We start from the raw sequence: 17,457 nt of genomic DNA on the forward strand, positions 1-17,457 counted from the left end.
AGAAGGGACCAGCCATGAGCGAATACGCAAGCCCCGACGACCTGGTGGAGGTTGTCGACGCCACCGAGGACGTGGAGATCGGCAACGGCCGCAAGGTCAAGGTGCGGGGGCTCACCCGGTACGAGCTGCTGCTCAACGCGAAGGGCACCGAAGACGCCAACGTGATCGAGCGGCGGAACCTCGTGTGCTGCCTCGTGGAGCCGAAGCTGAACCCCGCGCAGGCGGAGAAGTGGCAGAAGTCGAGCCCGCCCGGCGTCATCGGGAAGGTCACCGACGCGATCCGGCGGCTGTCCGGGCTCGCAGAGGGTGCCTCGAAAAGCGACGTATCTGACGATGGAAACGACGGAGCTGGAGTTTGAGTTTTACCTGGCTGAAAAGCTGGGGATGACCGTCTCCCGCCTCCGGCGCGAAATGGGCAGCTACGAGTTTATGCAGTGGGGCGTCTACTTCGGACGGAAGGCGCAACGGCAGGAAATGGAGGTGAAGCGTGCCCGGCAAGGAAATGGTCACAGTTAGCGGACTGGTGGACTTTCGCAAGGGGTTGCGTCGACTGGACAGCAACCTCCCGAAGGGACTGCGCCTCGCCCTCAACGAGTCCTCCACCTTCCTGATCGAGAAGACGCGCCCGCTCATCCCGCGCCGCACCGGCCGCGCCGCCGACAGCCTCAAGGCGCGCAGCTCTCAGTCCGCTGTCCGCATCGCTGTCGGCGGCCGCCGCGCGCCCTACTACCCGTGGCTGGACTTCGGCGGCAGCGTCGGCCGGAACAAGTCCGTGAAGCGCCCGTTCTACTCCGACGGCCGCTACCTCTACCCGACGTTCCGGGACCACCGCGAAGAGTTTCAGCGGATCCTCCAGGGCGCCCTAGTGGGGATCGCCAAGGACGCCGGGCTGGAGGTGGACTGAGATGCCCAACCAGGTCACGCTCACGTTCGCGGGCGACGCGAACCAGCTCGCGAAGGAAGCCAAGAAGGCTGAGCAGGCAACGAAGGGCGTCGGCGACGCGGCCACCGAGTCGAGCAAGGGACTGCAGAAGGCCGCGGAGTCCGGAGGGGGTCTCACCGACCGGCTGTCCAAGCTCGGCAACATCGTGGACGGTGCGTCCACCGCGATCGGTGACGCTGCCGGTGCTGTCCAGGCATTCGCGGATGTCCAGGACGCCGCACGCGAGAAGAGCCAGCGTCTCGGGCGCGCGCTCAACGACGTGGCGCAGGCGCAGGAGGACTACAACCAGGCGGTGCTCGACGGGAAGCAGGCGACGGCCGACGCCACCCAGGCGACCATCGACGCGCGACAGGCACAGCTCGACGCGCGCACGGCGCAGTTGGACTACGACACCGCGGTTCGTGAGCACGGCAAGAACAGCGTGGAGGCGGAGCAGGCTGCCATCGACCTGCAGCAGGCGCAGTCCGACCTCAACCAGGCCAACTTGGACGGACAGCAGGCGACGCGCGACGCCACCCAGGCGACCATCGACGCCAAGTCCGCGCAGCTGGACCTCAACGACGCGCAGCACGAAGCGAACCCGCCCGCGTTCCAGCAGTGGGCGGACCAGCTCGGCATGTACGCCCCGCTGCTCCAGGGGCTCGTCGGCATCGTCGGCTTGGTGACGGCCGCGCAATGGGCGTGGAACGCGGCGCAGGCGGCGTCCCCGCTGACGTGGATCATCGCCGCGATCGCCGCCCTGATTGCGATCATCGTGCTGATCGCCACGAAGACCGACTGGTTCCAGAAGGCGTGGAGCGCCGCGTGGGGTTGGATCAAGAACGCCGCGGCGTCCGTGTGGGACTGGTTCGGCAGCAAGGTCGACTGGGTGACTGGCCTCTTTGGACGGATCGGCGACGGCATCAAGAACGCGTTCCGCTCGGCCTTCAACTTCGTGGCCGACATCTGGAACAACACGATCGGCCGGCTGTCGATCACCATCCCGGGATGGGTGCCGGTGATCGGCGGCAACACGTTCTCCGCGCCGCGGATTCCGAAGTTCCACACCGGCGGCAAGGTGCCCGGCGCGCCCGGGTCGGAGATGCTGGCGATCCTCCAGGCCGGGGAGACCGTGGTTCCCGCGAACCGGTCCGCGGACGGCGCGACGGTCGTCACCTTCGCAGGGGACACCAACAGCGCCTTCGCCTCCGCGTTCATGAACCTGGTGCGCGGCGGACAGATTCAGATCGGGGCCGCGTGATGGCCGTTCCCTTCCTGCCCCGCGAGCTGGGGCCCGACGCCCGTATCGCGGTCGAAATCGCCTTCGGGGCCGACCTGACCGACACCGACGGCTCCGGCTGGTCCTGGACCGATGTGACCACCGACGTGCGCATGGCCCCGGGCATCACCACCTCCGGCGGCCGCAATGACGAGGCCAGCACCAGCCAGCCGGCCACCTGCTCGATGGTGCTCGACAACGGCACCGGCGCGTACTCGATCGGCGGCACCTCGCTGCACTACCCGTACGTGCGCCGCAACACGCCCGTGCGGGTCCGGATCAACCCGGGCGACGGCGTGTACCGCCTGGTGTTCCAGGGCTACGCAGTCGGCTTCACGCCCGGCTGGACCGACTCCGACCACGGCCGCATCCCCATCGTGGCCCTGTCCGCGTCCGGCGTGCTCCGGCGGCTCATCCAGGGCAAGGACCCGCTCCGCTCGGCGCTCTACCGGTACAACACGATCACCAACTCGGACCACGTAGTGGTGCCGGTCGAGTACTGGCCGCTGGAAGAGGACAAGGCGGCCACGCAGGCGGCGTCCGCTGTGGACGGTGGCGCGGCCGGAGAGTTTGCCGTGCTCACCTCCGGCGGCCTGAACTACGGGAAGGTGGCGTGGGGTGGCGACACTGACAACCCCGCCACGGCGCGTGCGGTGGAAATCTCCGCTGGCGGGCAGCTAAACCTCCCCGTCCGGCCGTCACTGTTCACCGCCGACTACTGGGCAGTCCAGTGGTCCATGCGGTACACCTCCGGTTCGGGCGGCTGGGTCGACTTCTACACCAACGGACCCCACAAGGTCCGGATCACGTTGTGGACCGATGGTTCGATCGATGTGAGTGAGGTGACCGGGTCGTTCACGAGCACCACCCGGTTCTCCGTTGCCGCCGCGCAGCCCAACGTCTACGACGACGTGTGGCACACCTACACGTTCGTGGTGGACCAGACGACCGTGAACACGTCGTGGACCCTGTACCGGGACGGCAACTACCTGGGCGGGGTCACCTCGTCCAGCGTCGCCCGTGGGCTGCCGACGATGGCTAGCTTCCTGTCGGTCCCGGACCCGGGCAACACTGAGGACCCGTTGACCGTTGCGCACGTCGGCTTCATCGACTCGATCGCCTACGTCTCGGAACACGCATGGGCCGGGATCGCCTACGTCGGCGAATTTCCGGAGCACCGCGCCGCGCGGCTGTGCGAAGAGGAAGGCGTGGACTTCGAGGTTGTTGGTACGCCGACCACGGATGTCGGGATGGGCCCGCAGCGCCCGCTGTCGTTCGTCCAGCTGGTGCGCGAGGTTGAGACGGTCGACCAGGGCGTGCTCTACGACGGCGTGGGCCCCGGCCTGCGCTATGTCGCGCGCAGCGAACGCGAGAATGCCGCCACTGACCTTGCGGTGTCCGCCGAAGACCTGGTGGCGCCGTTCGAACCCACCGACGACGACCAGCGCAACCTCAACCGCGTCGTGGCTACGGCCGCCACCGGTGCGAAGGCGTCCTACGAGGACACGGACGGCCCGCTCGGCACTGCAGCCATCGGCGTGTACGACTCGTCGGTGGACCCCAACGTCGCGGACACGACGTTCCTGCCGGACTACGCGAGCTGGGCTGTGCACCTCGGAACCGTCGAGGGCTACCGGTACCCGTCGGTGACCATGAACATGCGCGCGGCCGCCGCGCACGCCGCCAACGTGCTGGCCGTGACCCCGTCCAGCCGCGTCACGGTGTCCGATGTGGACACCCTCGCCCTGCCGGACGCCACGGTCGATCTACTCGCGGAAGGCGTCTCGCACCGGCTGACCACGCACTCGTGGACGTTCACCGCGAAGTGCTCACCCTACGACCCGTGGATCATCGGCACCGTGGCGTCGGAGACCGGCGACACCGACGACGACCTGTTGCGGCTCGACACCGATGGCTCGTCGCTCACTCCGTCGCTCGTGAGCGTCGGCGCGGCCACGGTAGACCAGAACGGCGCGACCCTGTTCCCGCCGCTGCCCGCAGGCACGCAGGCGGGCGACGTGCTGCTGATCTTTGCCGCCATCCGCAACTCCGGCACCGGTGTGCCGAGCACGCCGAGCGGGTACACGCTCCTGGCCGGCTCCGCCAACGCCCGGATCTACGGGAAGGTCCACTCCGGCAGCGAGTCCGCGCCTTCGGTGGCCTTCACCGGCGCCGTGGCCAACGGAACATCCATGGCGCGTATGGCGGCCTTCCGGGGTGTCGCGCTCACCGTCCAGGCCACCGCAGAGCAGTCGAACGCCAGCGCGCAGAACATCGCCGTCCCGGCGTTGCTCGGCATCGGAAAGCGGGCGCTGATCCTGTGGTTCGGCTGGAAGCAGGACGACTGGACCGGCGTGGCCGACCTCGGACTTCCGATCATCGAGCTGTTCGACACCCCGACGACGATCGGCGACGACGCGGGCATCGTCGTGGACTACCTGCTGATGCCCACCGACATCATCAACGGGGGCGTGGGCGCCGGGGCGTTCACCGTGACCGGCGGGGCGGCGGCGATCTCGCGCGGCGTCGTGCTGGCGCTCGACCTGGCGACCATCCCGGCGGGCTCAACTTCGCTGCAGGTGTCCACACCGTCGGGTCCGTTGTGGACGACGGCCGCCGACGACTACCCGCTGGAGCTCAAGGTAGGCGGGCTCCCGGTCACCGCCACCGCCTGCAGCGGCTCCACCTCGCCGCAGACGTTCACCGTCCAGCCGACTTCCGCGCCGCGCAACGCAGGCGACGCCGTGGAAGTCCTTTACCCCCGCGCACTCGGACTGTAGGAGGTTGCCGTGGTGTCCTTCACGGCCGGACAGAAGGTCCGGGCATCTCAGCTCAACAAGCTGGTCACCGGGCTGGTGGGCAGCATCACCACGAGCGCCACCGGTGTCAGCGGCGTCGCGGCTACCGAGACCATGGGCGATACGCTCACGGTGGCGGGGCTCGTGTCCGGCGACACCTACCGGGTGGGCTGGAACGGCATCATCACCGGCACGGTGACCGGCAACTACTTCGAGCTGCGGTTGCGGTATGCGGCCGGAGCCACCGTCACCACCGGCGGCACGTCGTTCCGGGTCTTCCCGCAGACCATCCTGTCGCAGGGAAACTGGGAGCCCGAAAAGCTCGTCCTCGGCGAGTTTGTGGCGCCGTCCTCCGGCCAGTTCACGGTCGGACTGAGCTTGAAGCGCACGGCGGGCGCGGGCACCGGCTCGATCGTGGCGGAGCGGTTCCTGTTCGTCGACCGGGTCAAGGCTTCGTGATGGCGGGCAACGACGAGCGCCGGTACTCCGGCGTGACGATCACCAACCGGGAGATCTACGACCAGGTGCTGGCGGCCAAAGACGTGCTCGGCAAGCTGGTGGACAAGGTCGAGGCCATCGAGAAGCGCGACAACGACCACGAAGCCCGAATGCGAGCGCTGGAGCAGTGGCGCTGGAAGCTCGGCGGCGCGGTGGTGCTGCTGTCGGCGGCCGCGAGTGCGGTCGTGTCGTTGGTCACGAAGGGCTAGAGGCCACGATGTGCGGCTCGACCTCTTGAGGTGTGGCCGCCGTCCAACGGCCGTCATCGAGTCGCACGGGGACGGTGTAGGCCGGGCCGTAGTGCTGGTACTGCATGACCGTGCCCGCCTGACGGAGGCCGTGCCGCACGAGGATGACCCGGGTGCCCACCAGGTCGCCAGACCGGTCCTCGGGGAACCTTTGAGCCGTATTCATGCAGGTCATCGTATGACGCGGTCTATAGCGGCGTACAGCGGTGTGACGCGTTCTACCCCGTTGGCGTACTCCATGCCGACTTAGGGTGATCTTGTGAGCGGTGTTCCGAAGTTCGATCCGGAGGCAGGTCAGCCGGGCTACGTCTACGCGCAGGTGGCCGACCACGTCGCGGCGCGCATCGAGGCTGGAGAGCTGCAGCCGGGCGCCCGGCTCCCGGGTGAACGTGACCTTGCCGAGGAGTACGGCGTGGCGCTCGGAACGGCACGCCGCGCGCTGGTGGAACTTCGCGACCGCGAGCTGGTGGTCACGCTCCCCGGCAAGGGCACCTACGTCACGCGCAGTACGCCATGAGGTCCATCTGCAGGGTCAGGCGGTCCACCGGCTGTCCGGGGGAGTAGCGCGCGATCGTGGCCTCCCGCTCGTCCACGGCGGCCGTCAGGGCGGCTACGGACGCCACGTCCGGGTAGTCGCACCACGTGGGGGTCTGGCCGGTGGTGACCAGGCCGTAGACGCCGGTCATCAGCACGATCAAGAGGCCCCCGAACAGGGAAGCGGTCTGGCGGCTGGTCAAGGTCATGGAGTCCTCCGTGGTGTCGGAGGAAGCACGGGACCTCTAGGCGACTAACAGGGACCCGTTGGTCCCCGGCCCCTGGTTCCCCATCGCCACGGTCCCGCGCGGGTAGGTCTCCGCACCGGTCACCTCATCCGGGAACTTGTACCCCGGCCCGCCTTTCTCGACCTCGTAGATGTCCCCGCACTGCAAGACACCGAGACGTGAAGAGTTCGAAAGCCGCCAGCACTGGGACCGGTCGTAGAACCGCTGCAGAATCAGCGAAACCATGTTGTGCACCGCGCAAGGCGCCGCCCCGGCGCGGTTCAGCCGCACCGTCACCGGGCCGTAGTTGAAGCGGAACGTCACGTCCACGGTCCCGCGCGTCAGCGCGAACGGCAGTGGACGCACCACCGGCCGGGCGGCCGGGTTGTCCGGCGTCGGCGTGAAAGTGCACCGGACGGCCGGCACTGAAGCCGAAGCCTGCGCCGGCGCCGCCAGCAACGCACCCAGTACACCGACGAGAGCCAGACCCCAGCGCAGCTTCATGCCCGGCACGTTAGCCGGAAACGAACTACTTGCGCCAGGCCGTGCGCTGCTTGCGGATGTCCAGCACGAGCAGCAGGATCAGGAACAGTGACAGGCCGACGAGCCACACGTTCTCGGTGTTGTTCTCGTGGTTGCCCTTGATCATCACCAGCAGGATGATCGCGCTGACCCAGCCGGCGATGCGGGTGGCCTTCGGGAACGAACCGTGCCAGCCCCAGGCCGCGGACGGCTCGTCGCGGGGGTCGACCTCGGGCCGCTTCTCGACCGCCTTGCCTGCCACGATGAACTCCTCAAGACCCTTGAACCACGGACGCGCCGATGATCCCACACCTCCGGGCGCGCCGCGGAGACGGCCCGCGTGGTGCCGGCCACTCGGGAGGGCCCGCGCGGTGGCGAGCGGGCCTGGTCGCGCGAGGGAACCTCCGGGTGCGCCGGGGAGACGCCCCGCGCGACAATGACCCGCGATGACTACCTCGCGAAGCGTTCTCGTGCTCGGCTCCACCGGGTCCATCGGCGTGCAGGCTCTCGACGTCGCGGCGCGCAACCCGCACCTCTTCCGGGTGGCCGGCATCGCGGCGGGCGGCGCCGATCCGGCCGCGCTCGCCGCGCAGGCGCTCGCCCACGGCGTCGAGGCCGTCGCCGTGACCAAGGCGACGGCCGCCGAAGACGTCCAGCTCACGCTGTACGCCGAAGCGCAGAAGCGTGGCTACGACCAGGGCGAGTTCAAGCTCCCGCGGCTCTTCGCGGGCTCCGACGCCGTCACCGAGCTGATCGACGCGGTGAAGGTCGACACCGTCCTCAACGCCCTGCCCGGCTCCCGCGGCCTCGAGCCGACGCTCAAAGCGCTCGCCACCGGCGCCACCCTCGCGCTCGCGAACAAGGAGTCGCTCATCGCCGGCGGGCCGCTGGTGCTCGCCGCCGCGAAGCCCGGGCAGCTCGTGCCGGTCGACTCCGAGCACTCCGCCATCGCGCAGGCGCTGCGGGCCGGGCGCCGGAGCGAGGTCGCCCGGCTCGTGCTCACCGCCTCCGGCGGCCCGTTTCGCGGTCGCAAGCGCGCCGAACTGGCCGATGTCACCGTCGAGCAGGCGATGGCGCACCCGACCTGGTCGATGGGCCCGCTGATCACCATCAACTCGGCCACCCTGGTCAACAAGGGCCTGGAGCTGATCGAGGCGGCGCTGCTGTTCGACGTCGAGCCGGCGCGGATCGACGTCACCGTGCACCCGCAGTCGATCGTGCACTCGATGGTGACCTTCACCGACGGCTCGACGATCGCCCAGGCCAGCCCGCCCGACATGCGGCTGCCGATCGCGCTCGCCCTGCACTGGCCCGACCGGGTCCCCGAGGCCGCTCCCGCCTGCACCTGGGACAAGGCCGCGACCTGGACGTTCGAGCCGCTGGACGACGACGCCTTCCCGGCCGTCGAGCTGGCCCGCCACTGCGGCACCGTGGGTGGCTGCCTGCCCGCCGTCTACAACGCGGCGAACGAAGAGCTGGTCGCCGCGTTCCTCGCGCAGAACACCCGCTTCACGTCGATAGTGGACACTGTTTCCGAGGTGGTGGGAGCTGCCGACGAGTGGCGTCGCGAACCGCGCGACGTCGACGACGTTCTCGCCGCCGAGCGCTGGGCTCGCGCGCGGGCCCGTTCGATCATCGAGGGGAAGTAGCGGGTGTCCTACATCATCGGTGTGGTGCTCTTCGCGCTGGGGATCTGCGTCTCCGTCGCACTGCACGAGGCCGGCCACATGGTCACCGCGAAGGCCTTCGGCATGAAGGTCCGGCGGTACTTCGTGGGCTTCGGCCCCACGGTGTTCTCCTGGCGCCGCGGGGAGACCGAATACGGCCTGAAGTGGATCCCGCTCGGCGGCTTCTGCGACATCGCCGGCATGACGGCCCTCGACGAGGTGACGCCGGACGAGGCGCCCCGCGCGATGTGGCGGTTCAAGACCTGGAAGCGCACCGTCGTCATGAGCGCCGGGTCGATCACGCACTTCATCCTCGGCTTCGTCGTGCTCTACCTGATGGCCGTCACGATGGGACTGCCGAACCTGACCGGTCCCACCACGACCGAGCCGGTGCTCGCCGCGACCTCCTGCGCCCGTTCGGCCACGTCGGAGAAGGAGGCCCAGGACCCCAACTGCCCGCCGGGCGCCGCGCGTCCCGCACAGGCGGCCGGGCTGCGGGCCGGTGACAAGGTCCTCGCGATCGGCGGCAAGCCGGTGGCGACCTGGGAAGCGATGCTCGCCACCGTGCAGGCCACCAGCGGCCCGACGCAGTTCGACGTCCAGCGCGGCGACCAGCGGCTGTCGCTGATCGTCGACGTGCCGAAGGTGCAGCGCTGGACGACCGCCGGCGTCAAGGAGGTCGGCATGATCGGCGCCTCGCCCGTGGTCCCGGCCGCGACCACGCAGTACGGCCCGGTCGCCGCGGTCGGCGCGACGTTCAGCTTCACCGGCACGATGTTCGCGGAGACCGCCCAGCGGCTCGTCGAGTTCCCCGAGCGCATCCCCGCCGTCGTCACCGCGATCTTCGGCGGCGAGCGCGACCCGAACACCCCGGTCAGCGTCGTCGGCGCGAGCCGGATCGGCGGCGAGGCCGTCGAGCGGGGCATCTGGGTGCTGTTCTTCTTCCTGCTGGCCAGCCTCAACTTCTTCATCGGCGTGTTCAACCTGCTGCCGCTGCTGCCGCTCGACGGCGGGCACATCGCGGTGGTCTGGTACGAGCGCGTCCGCGACTGGATCCGCGCCCGGCGGGGCAAGGTGGCCGGCGGGCCCGTCGACTACACGAGGCTGTCCGGGATCACGATGGTGCTGGTGCTCATCGGCGGCGCGGTCACGCTACTCACGGTGACGGCGGACATCGTCAACCCGATTCGTCTGCAGTAGTGCCTCGCCACGGAGGGGTTCCGGCCCCTCCGTGGCGATTCACACAGGCCGTAACGCTGCTCACCGTGACGGTTGACATGGTGCGGGTGGCCCGGTCGGGGTAGGTACGCTGGAGGCCGTGACCGTCGCACTCGGTATGCCCGCCCTGCCCCCGCCCGTCCTCTCCGAGCGCCGCAAGACCCGCCAGCTCCAGGTGGGTTCGGTCGGCGTCGGCAGCGAGTTCCCGATCTCCGTCCAGTCGATGACGACGACGCTCACCTCCGACGTCAACGCGACCCTGCAGCAGATCGCCGAGCTGACCGCCGCGGGCTGCGACATCGTCCGCGTCGCCTGCCCGTCGGCCGACGACGCCGAGGCGCTGCCCGCGATCGCGAAGAAGTCCCAGATCCCGGTGATCGCGGACATCCACTTCCAGCCGAAGTACGTCTTCGCCGCGATCGAGGCCGGCTGCGCCGCGGTCCGCGTGAACCCGGGCAACATCCGGAAGTTCGACGACCAGGTCAAGGAGATCGCGCAGGCCGCGAAGGACCACGGCACGCCGATCCGGATCGGCGTCAACGCGGGTTCGCTGGACAAGCGCCTGCTCGAGAAGTACGGCAAGGCGACGCCGGAAGCGCTGGCCGAGTCGGCGCTGTGGGAGGCGTCCCTGTTCGCCGAGCACGACTTCCACGACATCAAGATCTCGGTGAAGCACAACGACCCGGTGGTCATGGTGCGCGCGTACGAGCTCCTCGCGGAGCAGTGCGACTACCCGCTGCACCTCGGCGTCACCGAGGCGGGCCCGGCGTTCCAGGGCACGATCAAGTCGGCCGTCGCGTTCGGCGCGCTGCTGCGCCAGGGCATCGGCGACACGATCCGGGTGTCGCTGTCCGCGCCGCCGGTCGAAGAGGTCAAGGTCGGCATCCAGATCCTGCAGTCGCTGAACCTCAAGCAGCGCAAGCTGGAGATCGTGTCGTGCCCGTCGTGCGGCCGCGCGCAGGTGGACGTCTACACGCTCGCCGAGCAGGTCACGGCCGGGCTCGAGGGCATGGAGATCCCGCTGCGCGTGGCCGTTATGGGCTGTGTCGTGAACGGCCCGGGCGAGGCCCGCGAGGCCGACCTCGGTGTGGCGTCCGGCAACGGCAAGGGCCAGATCTTCGTGAAGGGCGAGGTCATCAAGACGGTGCCCGAGCACGCGATCGTCGAGACGCTGATCGAAGAGGCCATGCGCATCGCCGAAGAGGCGGGCGAATCCCTCGGCGAGGGCGAGCCGGTCGTCACCGCCGGCTGACGTGGAGCTGCTGACGGACGGCGCTCTGGAGGCGTCGTCCGTCGTCGCGAATGTGGCGATGAACCGGGAGCGCCGGCTGGGCGGGCGCGACGGTTATTCGCGGGTTCTCGGCTTCGACATCCTGAGCCTGCCGCCCGGTGCCCGCTGGCTGGATCTCTGCTGCGGCAGCGGGCGCGCACTCCTCGACGCGGCCGCGGCCCGGCCGGACCTGGACATCACCGGCGTCGACCTGGTCGGGTACTTCGCGGCGGCCGGGCCCGTGCGGTTCGAGACCGCGTCGATCACGGCGTGGGAGCCCTCGGGCCGGTTCGACCTCGTGACCTGCGTGCACGGGCTGCACTACGTCGGCGACAAGCTGGGCGCGCTGCTGCGGGCGGCGTCGTGGCTGAGCGAGGACGGCTTGTTCGTGGCGAACTTCGACGTCGCGGGCATCCGGGTACCCGGCGGCGCGCGGCGAGTCCTGCCGGCGTTGCGGGCCGCGGGGTTCACCTACGACTCACGGACTCGCCGGATCCGGCGCGCGGGGCCGTTCTCCGGCACGCTGCCGTTCCGCTACCTCGGCGCGGACGACCGGGCCGGCCCGAACTACACGGGCCAGCCGGCGGTCTCCTCCTCCTACGAGTCAGCCTTGTAGGTGGTGCTGGGCGGCGTCGCGGATCTGCAGGCGGACGTTCTCCAGCGCGGCGGCGACCTCGTCGATCTGCTGCGCCGCCAGCTGGATCGAGCCCTGGATCGCGGTCGCGGTCGACGTCTCCCCGAGCAGGCCGAGCACCTGCGCCTGCAGGTCTTCGAGTTCGCTCTTGGTGGCGAGCGCGATGCCGGTGGGCACCTGGTCGGCGAGCAGCTCCAGCTGCTGCGCCTGCTCCTGGATCGTCATGGGTGGTTCCTTCCGCGGTGGGGACGCACTGTCCGTGTTAGCAGAAAGCGGAACTGTCGGTGGTGACGTTTACGCTGGCATCCGTGAGCGTGACCTGGGCCGTCCGGCAGCCGCACCCGGTGGTGCGGCCCCTGGTCACGCGCTATGTCGGGTACGCGCAGGACGAGGTGACGCTGCCGGTCCACCGCGGGCTGCCGTCCCGGCACGTGACGCTGGTCATCAGCCTGGCCGGACCGGTCCGGATGGCCGGGCGCAGCTTGCGGGCGCTCGTCGGCGGGCTGCACACGAGCGCGGTGCTGATCCGGCAGGACCGCAACCAGGCCGGGCTGCAGCTGGAGCTCGACCCGCTGGGCGTGCGGACGCTGCTCGGTGTCACGGCGGCGGAGCTCGGCGGCGAGGTGCACGACCTGGCCGAGTTCGGCCTGGGTTCGCTGCCGGACCGCCTGCGGGAGCTGCCGACCTGGGACAAGCGGTTCGCCCTGCTCGACGAGGTGCTGGCCGCCCGCGCGGTGGAGCCGGTGGCGCCACCGCCGGAGCTGGGAGAGGCCTGGCGCCGGATGCGGGGCGCCGACGGCCGGGTCCGCGTCACGGACCTGGCCGGCGAGGTCGGCTGGAGCCGCCGTCACCTGGGGGAGCGGTTCCGGGCGGAGCTGGGGCTGGCGCCGAAGCAGGCGGCGCGGGTGCTGCGGTTCGAGCGGGCCGGGCGGCTGCTGCGGCAAGGGCACGCGGACCTGGCCGCGCTGGCCGTCGAGTGCGGCTACTACGACCAGGCGCACCTGACCAACGAGTGGCGGGCGCTGGCCGGGTGCACGCCGGGGACGTGGATCGCCGAGGAGCTCCCGTTCCTCCAAGACGACCAGGTGGCGGCGGGGCAAGACTCGCGGGCATGACTCCTGAACCGAACGTCTGGCCCGCCCTGCGCTACGAAGACGCCCCGGCGGCGGTCCGTTTCCTCGTCGACGTCCTCGGCTTCACCGAGGCACTGGTGGTGCCGGAAGGCGACCTGATCGCGCACGCGGAGCTGCGCTGGCCCGAGGGCGGCGCGGTGATGCTGGGCAGCGTCCGCCCGCCGGACGGGATCCACGACGCGATGAAGCCCGGCACCGGCGCGGTGTACGTGGTCTCGGACCAGGTGGACGAGATCTACGCGCGGGTCAAGGACGCGGGCGCGGAGATCACGGCGGAGCTGACCGACACGGAGTACGGCTCGCACACGTTCAGCCTCCGCGACCCGGAGGGCAACAGCTGGACGATCGGCACCTACCGTGGCGCCCCCTGAGCCACCCCGGACGTCGTGAACGCCCCTTTCACCGCGTCCGGCGGCCGGCTGGAAGAAGGCGCGGTGATCCGTGACCCCGGCCGTGCCGATCCACGGCCGGCTCGACCTCAGCTGCCGCGACGGTGCCCTCCGGATGCAGTGAATGACTCATTCCTGGCGTCCGGCGCCAGGAATGAGTCATTCACTGCGGCAAGTTCGGGCCAGTGCGACCGGCCCCGGCGCCCGCCTACTGCACCGGCCGCTCGAAGGTCACCAGCAGCCCTTCGACCCCGCCGGGCCCCACCCGGCCCTTCACCTCCGCCGAGGTGATCGCCTTCAGCTGCCACCCGTCGACGGCGTGGTCGTTGAGCAGCTTCTCGAGCTTCCCGCCGGACATCTTGCCGCCGATCAGCTTCTCCCGGACCTCGACGACCTTGTACGTGTACCGCTGCATGCGCCCCATTCTCCCCGCGGACCACGACCCGGGCCGTTCATCTCACCGTGTCGACGGCCTCGCGTTCCGTTTACCGGCGGAATCTGGCACCCTGGAGCCCGTGTTGCGGCTTGCAGGTGCACGGCTGCTCGATGATCGGGACTATCCGGCGGTCCGTGCCGCGCTCGCCGCCGACCCGGTGGGCAGCTGCATGGTCAGCGCCCGGGTCGAGGCTGCCGGTCTCGACCCGTGGCGGCTTGGTGGTGAGCTCTGGGCCGCCGACAGCCGTCCGGTCCGGGCCGGTCGGCTCCAAGGGCTGTGCTTTTCCGGGCCCAACCTCATCCCGCTGCGCGGCAACGCCCCCGCCTTGCGCTCGTTCGCCGATCGCGCCCTGCGCAGACAGCGGACCTGCTCGTCGCTCGTGGGCCCGGCCGAGCAGGTCCTCGGCCTGTGGGACGAACTCGAAGACGAGTGGGGCCCGGCCCGCGAAGTCCGCGACGACCAGCCGCTGATGGCTCTCGACAGCACCCCGCTCGTGGCCGCCGACCCGCTCGTCCGCCCGGTGCGTCCCGACGAGCTCGAGCGGTACCTGCCCGCGGCCGTCGCGATGTTCATCGAGGAGGTCGGCGTCGACCCGCGCAGCGGCGACGGCGGCGCCAGCTACCGCGCCCGCGTCACCGAGCTGATCGGCGCCGGGCGCGCGTTCGCCCGCTTCGAGAACGGCGAAGTCGTGTTCAAGGCCGAGATCGGCGCGATGTCGGCGACCGTCGGGCAGATCCAGGGCGTCTGGGTGCACCCCGACCACCGCGGCGACGGCCTCGGCACCGCCGGCACCGCCGCCGTGGTCAACCGGCTCGTGCGCGGGCTCGGCCGCACCGCCAGCCTCTACGTCAACGCCTTCAACACCCCGGCCCTCGCCGCCTACCGCAAGATCGGCTTCCAGCAGGTCGGCCAGTACGCGACCGTGCTCTTCTAAGCGGCTCCAGCCACTCTTCCGTGGCGGCGTTTCGAGGCCGCGACACCCCTGCTGACCAGGCATCATCCCGCCATGAGTGCACGTCGACGCCGCGGGGTGCTCGCGGTGCTGCTGCTCGTCGCCGCGACCACGGCCGGGTGCTCGGGCGACGGTCCCGAGGACGCCCTCTCCGCCTTCCTCGACGCCCTCGCGTCCGGGGACGTCGCCGCCGCGGCGGCGAACACCGACTCGCCGGCCATGGCCGCGAGCGTGCTGTCCCAGGTCCGCGGCGTGCTCGAGCCCGAGTCCCTGGACGTCGACGACGAAGACGTCAAGGAGCCCAGCGGCGACACCGTGACCTCCGGCTACCGGCTCACCTGGCACCTGCCGCACGGCCGCACGTGGTCCTACCGCGCCGTCGCCCTGCTGCGCGCGGCCGAGAACGGCTGGCAGGTGCACTGGCAGCCGACGGTCGTGCACCCGCAGCTGGCCGTCGGCCAGACCCTCGGCCTGTTGCCGCAGCTGCCCGACGTCGCGCCGGTCCTCGACCGCGACGGCGTGCCGCTGATGCGCCCGCAGACCGTGATCGGGGTGGCCGTCGACCCGCAGAAGGCGGGCAACGTGAACGCCGTCGCCGGCTCGCTCGCGAAGGCGCTGCACCGCTTCGAGCCGTCCGTCACCGGCCGGTCGGTGCTGGACGGGATGAGCAAGACCAAGCCCGGCGACGCCTACCCGGTGATCAGCCTGCGCGCGGGCGACTACCAGCGGGTCAAGCCGGTGATCTACGACCTGCCCGGCGTCCGGTTCGTCAGCCAGGAGCGGCTGCTGCCGGTCACGCGCGGCTCCGGGCAGCAGGTCCTGCCCGGCATCAGGGCGCTCGTCGAGCAGCAGCTGGCGGGCGCGGCGGGCTGGCGGATCGTCACCCGGGGCGTCACCGGCGGCGAGGTCTCCGAACTGAAGGCCGAGCCGCCGCGCCCGTCGCCCGCGGTCACCAGCACGCTCAGCACGAGGATCCAGGCCGCCGCCGAGAAGGCCCTGGACACCGAGCCGTACCCGGCCGCGCTGGTGGCGATCCAGCCGTCGAGCGGGGACATCCTCGCCGTGGCGCAGAACCGGGCCGCCGACGACGAGGGCTCGCTCGCCCTGGCCGGCCGGTTCCCGCCGGGTTCGACGTTCAAGATCGTGACGGCGGCGGCCGCGCTGTCGGCGGGCGACGTCGAGGCCGGCAGCCCGGTCGACTGCCCCGGCACCACGACGATCGAGAACCGCGTCATCCCGAACGAAGGCCGGTTCGACCTCGGCCGCGTCCCGTTGACGACGGCGTTCGCGCGTTCGTGCAACACGACCTTCGCCCGGCTCGCCGCGGGGCTGCCGGCGTCGGCGCTCACCGACGCCGCCCGCTCGTTCGGGATCGGCGCGGACTTCGTCGTCCCCGGCCTGACCACGGTGACCGGGGCCGTCCCGGCCAGCGACTCGGCGGTCCAGCGCGCCGAGAACGGCTTCGGCCAGGGCACGGTGGTCACCAGCCCGTTCGGCCTGGCGCTGGCCGCGGCCACGGTGCAGGCGGGGAAGGTGCCGGCGCCGTCGATCGTCAAGGGCCGGCCCGCGACCACGCAGAACGTCGGCGACCCGCCCTCGGACGAGGTCCTCGGCGCGCTGCGCGGGATGATGCGCGAGGTCGTCACGGCGGGCACCGCGACCGGGCTGCGGGACCTCCCCGACGTCGCGGGCAAGACCGGTACCGCCCAGTTCGGCGACGGCTCCCGCTCGCACGGCTGGTTCGTCGGCTACCGCGGTGACCTGGCGTTCGCCGTGCTGCTGACCGAGGCCGGGTCGTCCAAACCGGCGGTGCAGGCCGCGCACCGGTTCCTGGCGGCAATCGGCTGAGCGGGCCGTCGTAAGGTGGAGGCATGTCCGTTCGTGCCCCGCTGGTTCCCGGCGTCCAGACGCCGCGCCGTGACGTCCCCAGTTCCATCGCCCGTCCCGAGTACGTGGACAAGCCGGCGCCGAAGCGGGACACCGGCAACGGGGTGCGCACGCCCGAGGTGATCGAAGCGATGCGGGTCGCGAGCCGGATCGCGGCGCAGGCCCTGGAAGAGGGCGGCAAGGCCGTCAAGCCGGGCGCCACCACCGACGACATCGACAAGGTGGTGCACGAGTTCCTGCTCGACCACCACGCCTACCCCTCGACGCTGGGCTACCGCCGGTTCCCGAAGTCGTGCTGCACCTCGCTCAACGAGGTCATCTGCCACGGCATCCCGGACTCGACGGTGATCGAGGACGGCGACATCTGCAACATCGACGTCACCGCCTACATCGGCGGCGTCCACGGCGACACGAACGCGACGTTCCTGGCCGGCGACGTCTCCGAGGAGGCGCGCCTGCTGGTGGAGCGCACCCGCGAGGCGACGCTGCGGGCGATCAAGGCGGTCCGGCCGGGCCGGCAGCTCAACGTGATCGGCCGGGTCATCGAGGCCTACGCCAAGCGTTTCGGCTACGGCGTGGTCCGCGACTTCACCGGCCACGGCGTCGGCCCGGCGTTCCACACGCCCCCGACAGTCCTGCACTACGAAGAGCCCTCCGTCGACACGATCATCGAGGAGGGCATGACCTTCACGATCGAGCCGATGATCACCCTGGGCACCATCGACTACGACATCTGGCCCGACGACTGGACCGTCACCACGAAGGACAAGAAGTGGACGGCCCAGTTCGAGCACACCCTCGTGGTGACGGCCGACGGCAGCGAGATCCTGACGCTGCCTTGAT

20 protein-coding genes and 1 pseudogene are annotated in these 17,457 nt (G+C 70.6%); 16 read left to right on the top strand and 5 right to left on the bottom strand.

Annotated features, from left to right (window positions below; translation table 11 throughout):
- Window positions 1-14: 14 nt before the first annotated feature.
- From ACZ4TR_RS39705 to ACZ4TR_RS39735, 7 genes are all read left to right on the top strand, one after another.
- Window positions 15-359, top strand: a complete 345-nt coding sequence (locus tag ACZ4TR_RS39705) for a hypothetical protein (protein WP_465293310.1) — start codon at window positions 15-17, stop codon at window positions 357-359.
- A 128-nt stretch (window positions 360-487) separates the two neighbouring features.
- Entirely contained in the window at window positions 488-904 is a 417-nt protein-coding gene (locus tag ACZ4TR_RS39710; RefSeq protein WP_465293311.1) for a hypothetical protein, read from the top strand.
- A gap of 1 nt (window position 905) precedes the next feature.
- Window positions 906-2,183, top strand: coding sequence for a phage tail family protein (locus ACZ4TR_RS39715; RefSeq protein ID WP_465293312.1), 1,278 nt, complete (start codon window positions 906-908; stop codon window positions 2,181-2,183).
- On the top strand, window positions 2,183-4,981 hold the full coding sequence (locus tag ACZ4TR_RS39720) for a hypothetical protein (RefSeq protein ID WP_465293313.1): 2,799 nt from the start codon (window positions 2,183-2,185) through the stop codon (window positions 4,979-4,981). The genes ACZ4TR_RS39715 and ACZ4TR_RS39720 overlap by 1 nt, the downstream gene beginning before the upstream one ends.
- A 9-nt stretch (window positions 4,982-4,990) precedes the next feature.
- Entirely contained in the window at window positions 4,991-5,458 is a 468-nt protein-coding gene (locus tag ACZ4TR_RS39725; protein WP_465293314.1) for a hypothetical protein, read from the top strand.
- Window positions 5,458-5,706: a hypothetical protein gene (locus ACZ4TR_RS39730; protein ID WP_465293315.1), complete on the top strand. Its 249-nt coding sequence runs from the start codon at window positions 5,458-5,460 to the stop codon at window positions 5,704-5,706. The genes ACZ4TR_RS39725 and ACZ4TR_RS39730 overlap by 1 nt, the downstream gene beginning before the upstream one ends.
- Window positions 5,707-6,004: 298 nt before the next feature.
- Window positions 6,005-6,262 (top strand): winged helix-turn-helix domain-containing protein, encoded by a 258-nt coding sequence (locus ACZ4TR_RS39735; protein WP_465293316.1) that lies wholly within the window; start codon window positions 6,005-6,007, stop codon window positions 6,260-6,262.
- On the opposite strand, the gene ACZ4TR_RS39740 is transcribed toward ACZ4TR_RS39735, so the two are convergent.
- The 3 genes and pseudogenes from ACZ4TR_RS39740 to ACZ4TR_RS39750 form a co-directional block, all read right to left on the bottom strand.
- Window positions 6,243-6,488, bottom strand: coding sequence for a hypothetical protein (locus ACZ4TR_RS39740; protein ID WP_465293317.1), 246 nt, complete (start codon window positions 6,486-6,488; stop codon window positions 6,243-6,245). The two genes, ACZ4TR_RS39735 and ACZ4TR_RS39740, sit on opposite strands and share 20 nt — an antisense overlap.
- Window positions 6,489-6,539: 51 nt before the next feature.
- A pseudogene (locus ACZ4TR_RS39745) lies at window positions 6,540-7,010 on the bottom strand (peptidylprolyl isomerase); the annotation flags it as partial.
- A 25-nt stretch (window positions 7,011-7,035) separates the two neighbouring features.
- Window positions 7,036-7,290 carry a DUF2631 domain-containing protein gene (locus ACZ4TR_RS39750; protein ID WP_155545384.1) on the bottom strand — a complete coding sequence of 85 codons (255 nt, stop codon included), beginning with the start codon at window positions 7,288-7,290 and terminating at the stop codon, window positions 7,036-7,038.
- Window positions 7,291-7,474: 184 nt separating this feature from the next.
- Here ACZ4TR_RS39750 and dxr point away from each other — a divergent pair, with 184 nt between their 5' ends.
- From dxr to ACZ4TR_RS39770, 4 genes are all read left to right on the top strand, one after another.
- Complete coding sequence (gene dxr / locus ACZ4TR_RS39755) at window positions 7,475-8,677, top strand: 1-deoxy-D-xylulose-5-phosphate reductoisomerase (protein ID WP_465293318.1); 1,203 nt, start codon at window positions 7,475-7,477, stop codon at window positions 8,675-8,677.
- Window positions 8,678-8,680: 3 nt separating this feature from the next.
- Window positions 8,681-9,895, top strand: a complete 1,215-nt coding sequence (locus ACZ4TR_RS39760; RefSeq protein WP_364519736.1) for a M50 family metallopeptidase — start codon at window positions 8,681-8,683, stop codon at window positions 9,893-9,895.
- Between the two features lie 118 nt (window positions 9,896-10,013).
- The gene (gene ispG / locus ACZ4TR_RS39765) at window positions 10,014-11,165 is read left to right on the top strand and encodes a flavodoxin-dependent (E)-4-hydroxy-3-methylbut-2-enyl-diphosphate synthase (RefSeq protein WP_364519737.1); all 1,152 of its coding nucleotides are present in this window, start codon (window positions 10,014-10,016) and stop codon (window positions 11,163-11,165) included.
- 1 nt (window position 11,166) lies between these two features.
- A complete protein-coding gene (locus tag ACZ4TR_RS39770; RefSeq protein ID WP_465293319.1) occupies window positions 11,167-11,799 on the top strand; it encodes a class I SAM-dependent methyltransferase in 633 nt (210 codons plus the stop codon).
- On the opposite strand, the gene ACZ4TR_RS39775 is transcribed toward ACZ4TR_RS39770, so the two are convergent.
- Complete coding sequence (locus ACZ4TR_RS39775; protein WP_364519739.1) at window positions 11,788-12,042, bottom strand: hypothetical protein; 255 nt, start codon at window positions 12,040-12,042, stop codon at window positions 11,788-11,790. The two genes, ACZ4TR_RS39770 and ACZ4TR_RS39775, sit on opposite strands and share 12 nt — an antisense overlap.
- 83 nt (window positions 12,043-12,125) lie before the next feature.
- Between ACZ4TR_RS39775 and ACZ4TR_RS39780 the strand changes: the two genes are divergently transcribed.
- Window positions 12,126-12,932, top strand: a complete 807-nt coding sequence (locus tag ACZ4TR_RS39780; protein WP_465293320.1) for a helix-turn-helix domain-containing protein — start codon at window positions 12,126-12,128, stop codon at window positions 12,930-12,932.
- Complete coding sequence (locus ACZ4TR_RS39785) at window positions 12,929-13,321, top strand: VOC family protein (RefSeq protein WP_465293321.1); 393 nt, start codon at window positions 12,929-12,931, stop codon at window positions 13,319-13,321. The genes ACZ4TR_RS39780 and ACZ4TR_RS39785 overlap by 4 nt, the downstream gene beginning before the upstream one ends.
- Window positions 13,322-13,547: 226 nt before the next feature.
- Here ACZ4TR_RS39785 and ACZ4TR_RS39790 read toward each other — a convergent pair whose 3' ends face one another.
- Window positions 13,548-13,754 (bottom strand): DUF4177 domain-containing protein, encoded by a 207-nt coding sequence (locus tag ACZ4TR_RS39790; protein ID WP_364519742.1) that lies wholly within the window; start codon window positions 13,752-13,754, stop codon window positions 13,548-13,550.
- A gap of 100 nt (window positions 13,755-13,854) precedes the next feature.
- Between ACZ4TR_RS39790 and ACZ4TR_RS39795 the strand changes: the two genes are divergently transcribed.
- The 3 genes from ACZ4TR_RS39795 to map all read left to right on the top strand — a co-directional run bounded on the left by ACZ4TR_RS39795 (window position 13,855) and on the right by map (window position 17,456).
- Complete coding sequence (locus ACZ4TR_RS39795) at window positions 13,855-14,709, top strand: GNAT family N-acetyltransferase (protein ID WP_465293322.1); 855 nt, start codon at window positions 13,855-13,857, stop codon at window positions 14,707-14,709.
- 72 nt (window positions 14,710-14,781) lie between these two features.
- A complete protein-coding gene (locus ACZ4TR_RS39800) occupies window positions 14,782-16,575 on the top strand; it encodes a penicillin-binding transpeptidase domain-containing protein (protein WP_465293323.1) in 1,794 nt (597 codons plus the stop codon).
- Window positions 16,576-16,598: 23 nt separating this feature from the next.
- Window positions 16,599-17,456, top strand: a complete 858-nt coding sequence (gene map / locus ACZ4TR_RS39805; RefSeq protein WP_465293324.1) for a type I methionyl aminopeptidase — start codon at window positions 16,599-16,601, stop codon at window positions 17,454-17,456.
- Window position 17,457: the final 1 nt, after the last annotated feature.

The sequence above is a fragment of the Amycolatopsis sp. NPDC028719 genome, from assembly GCF_055565395.1.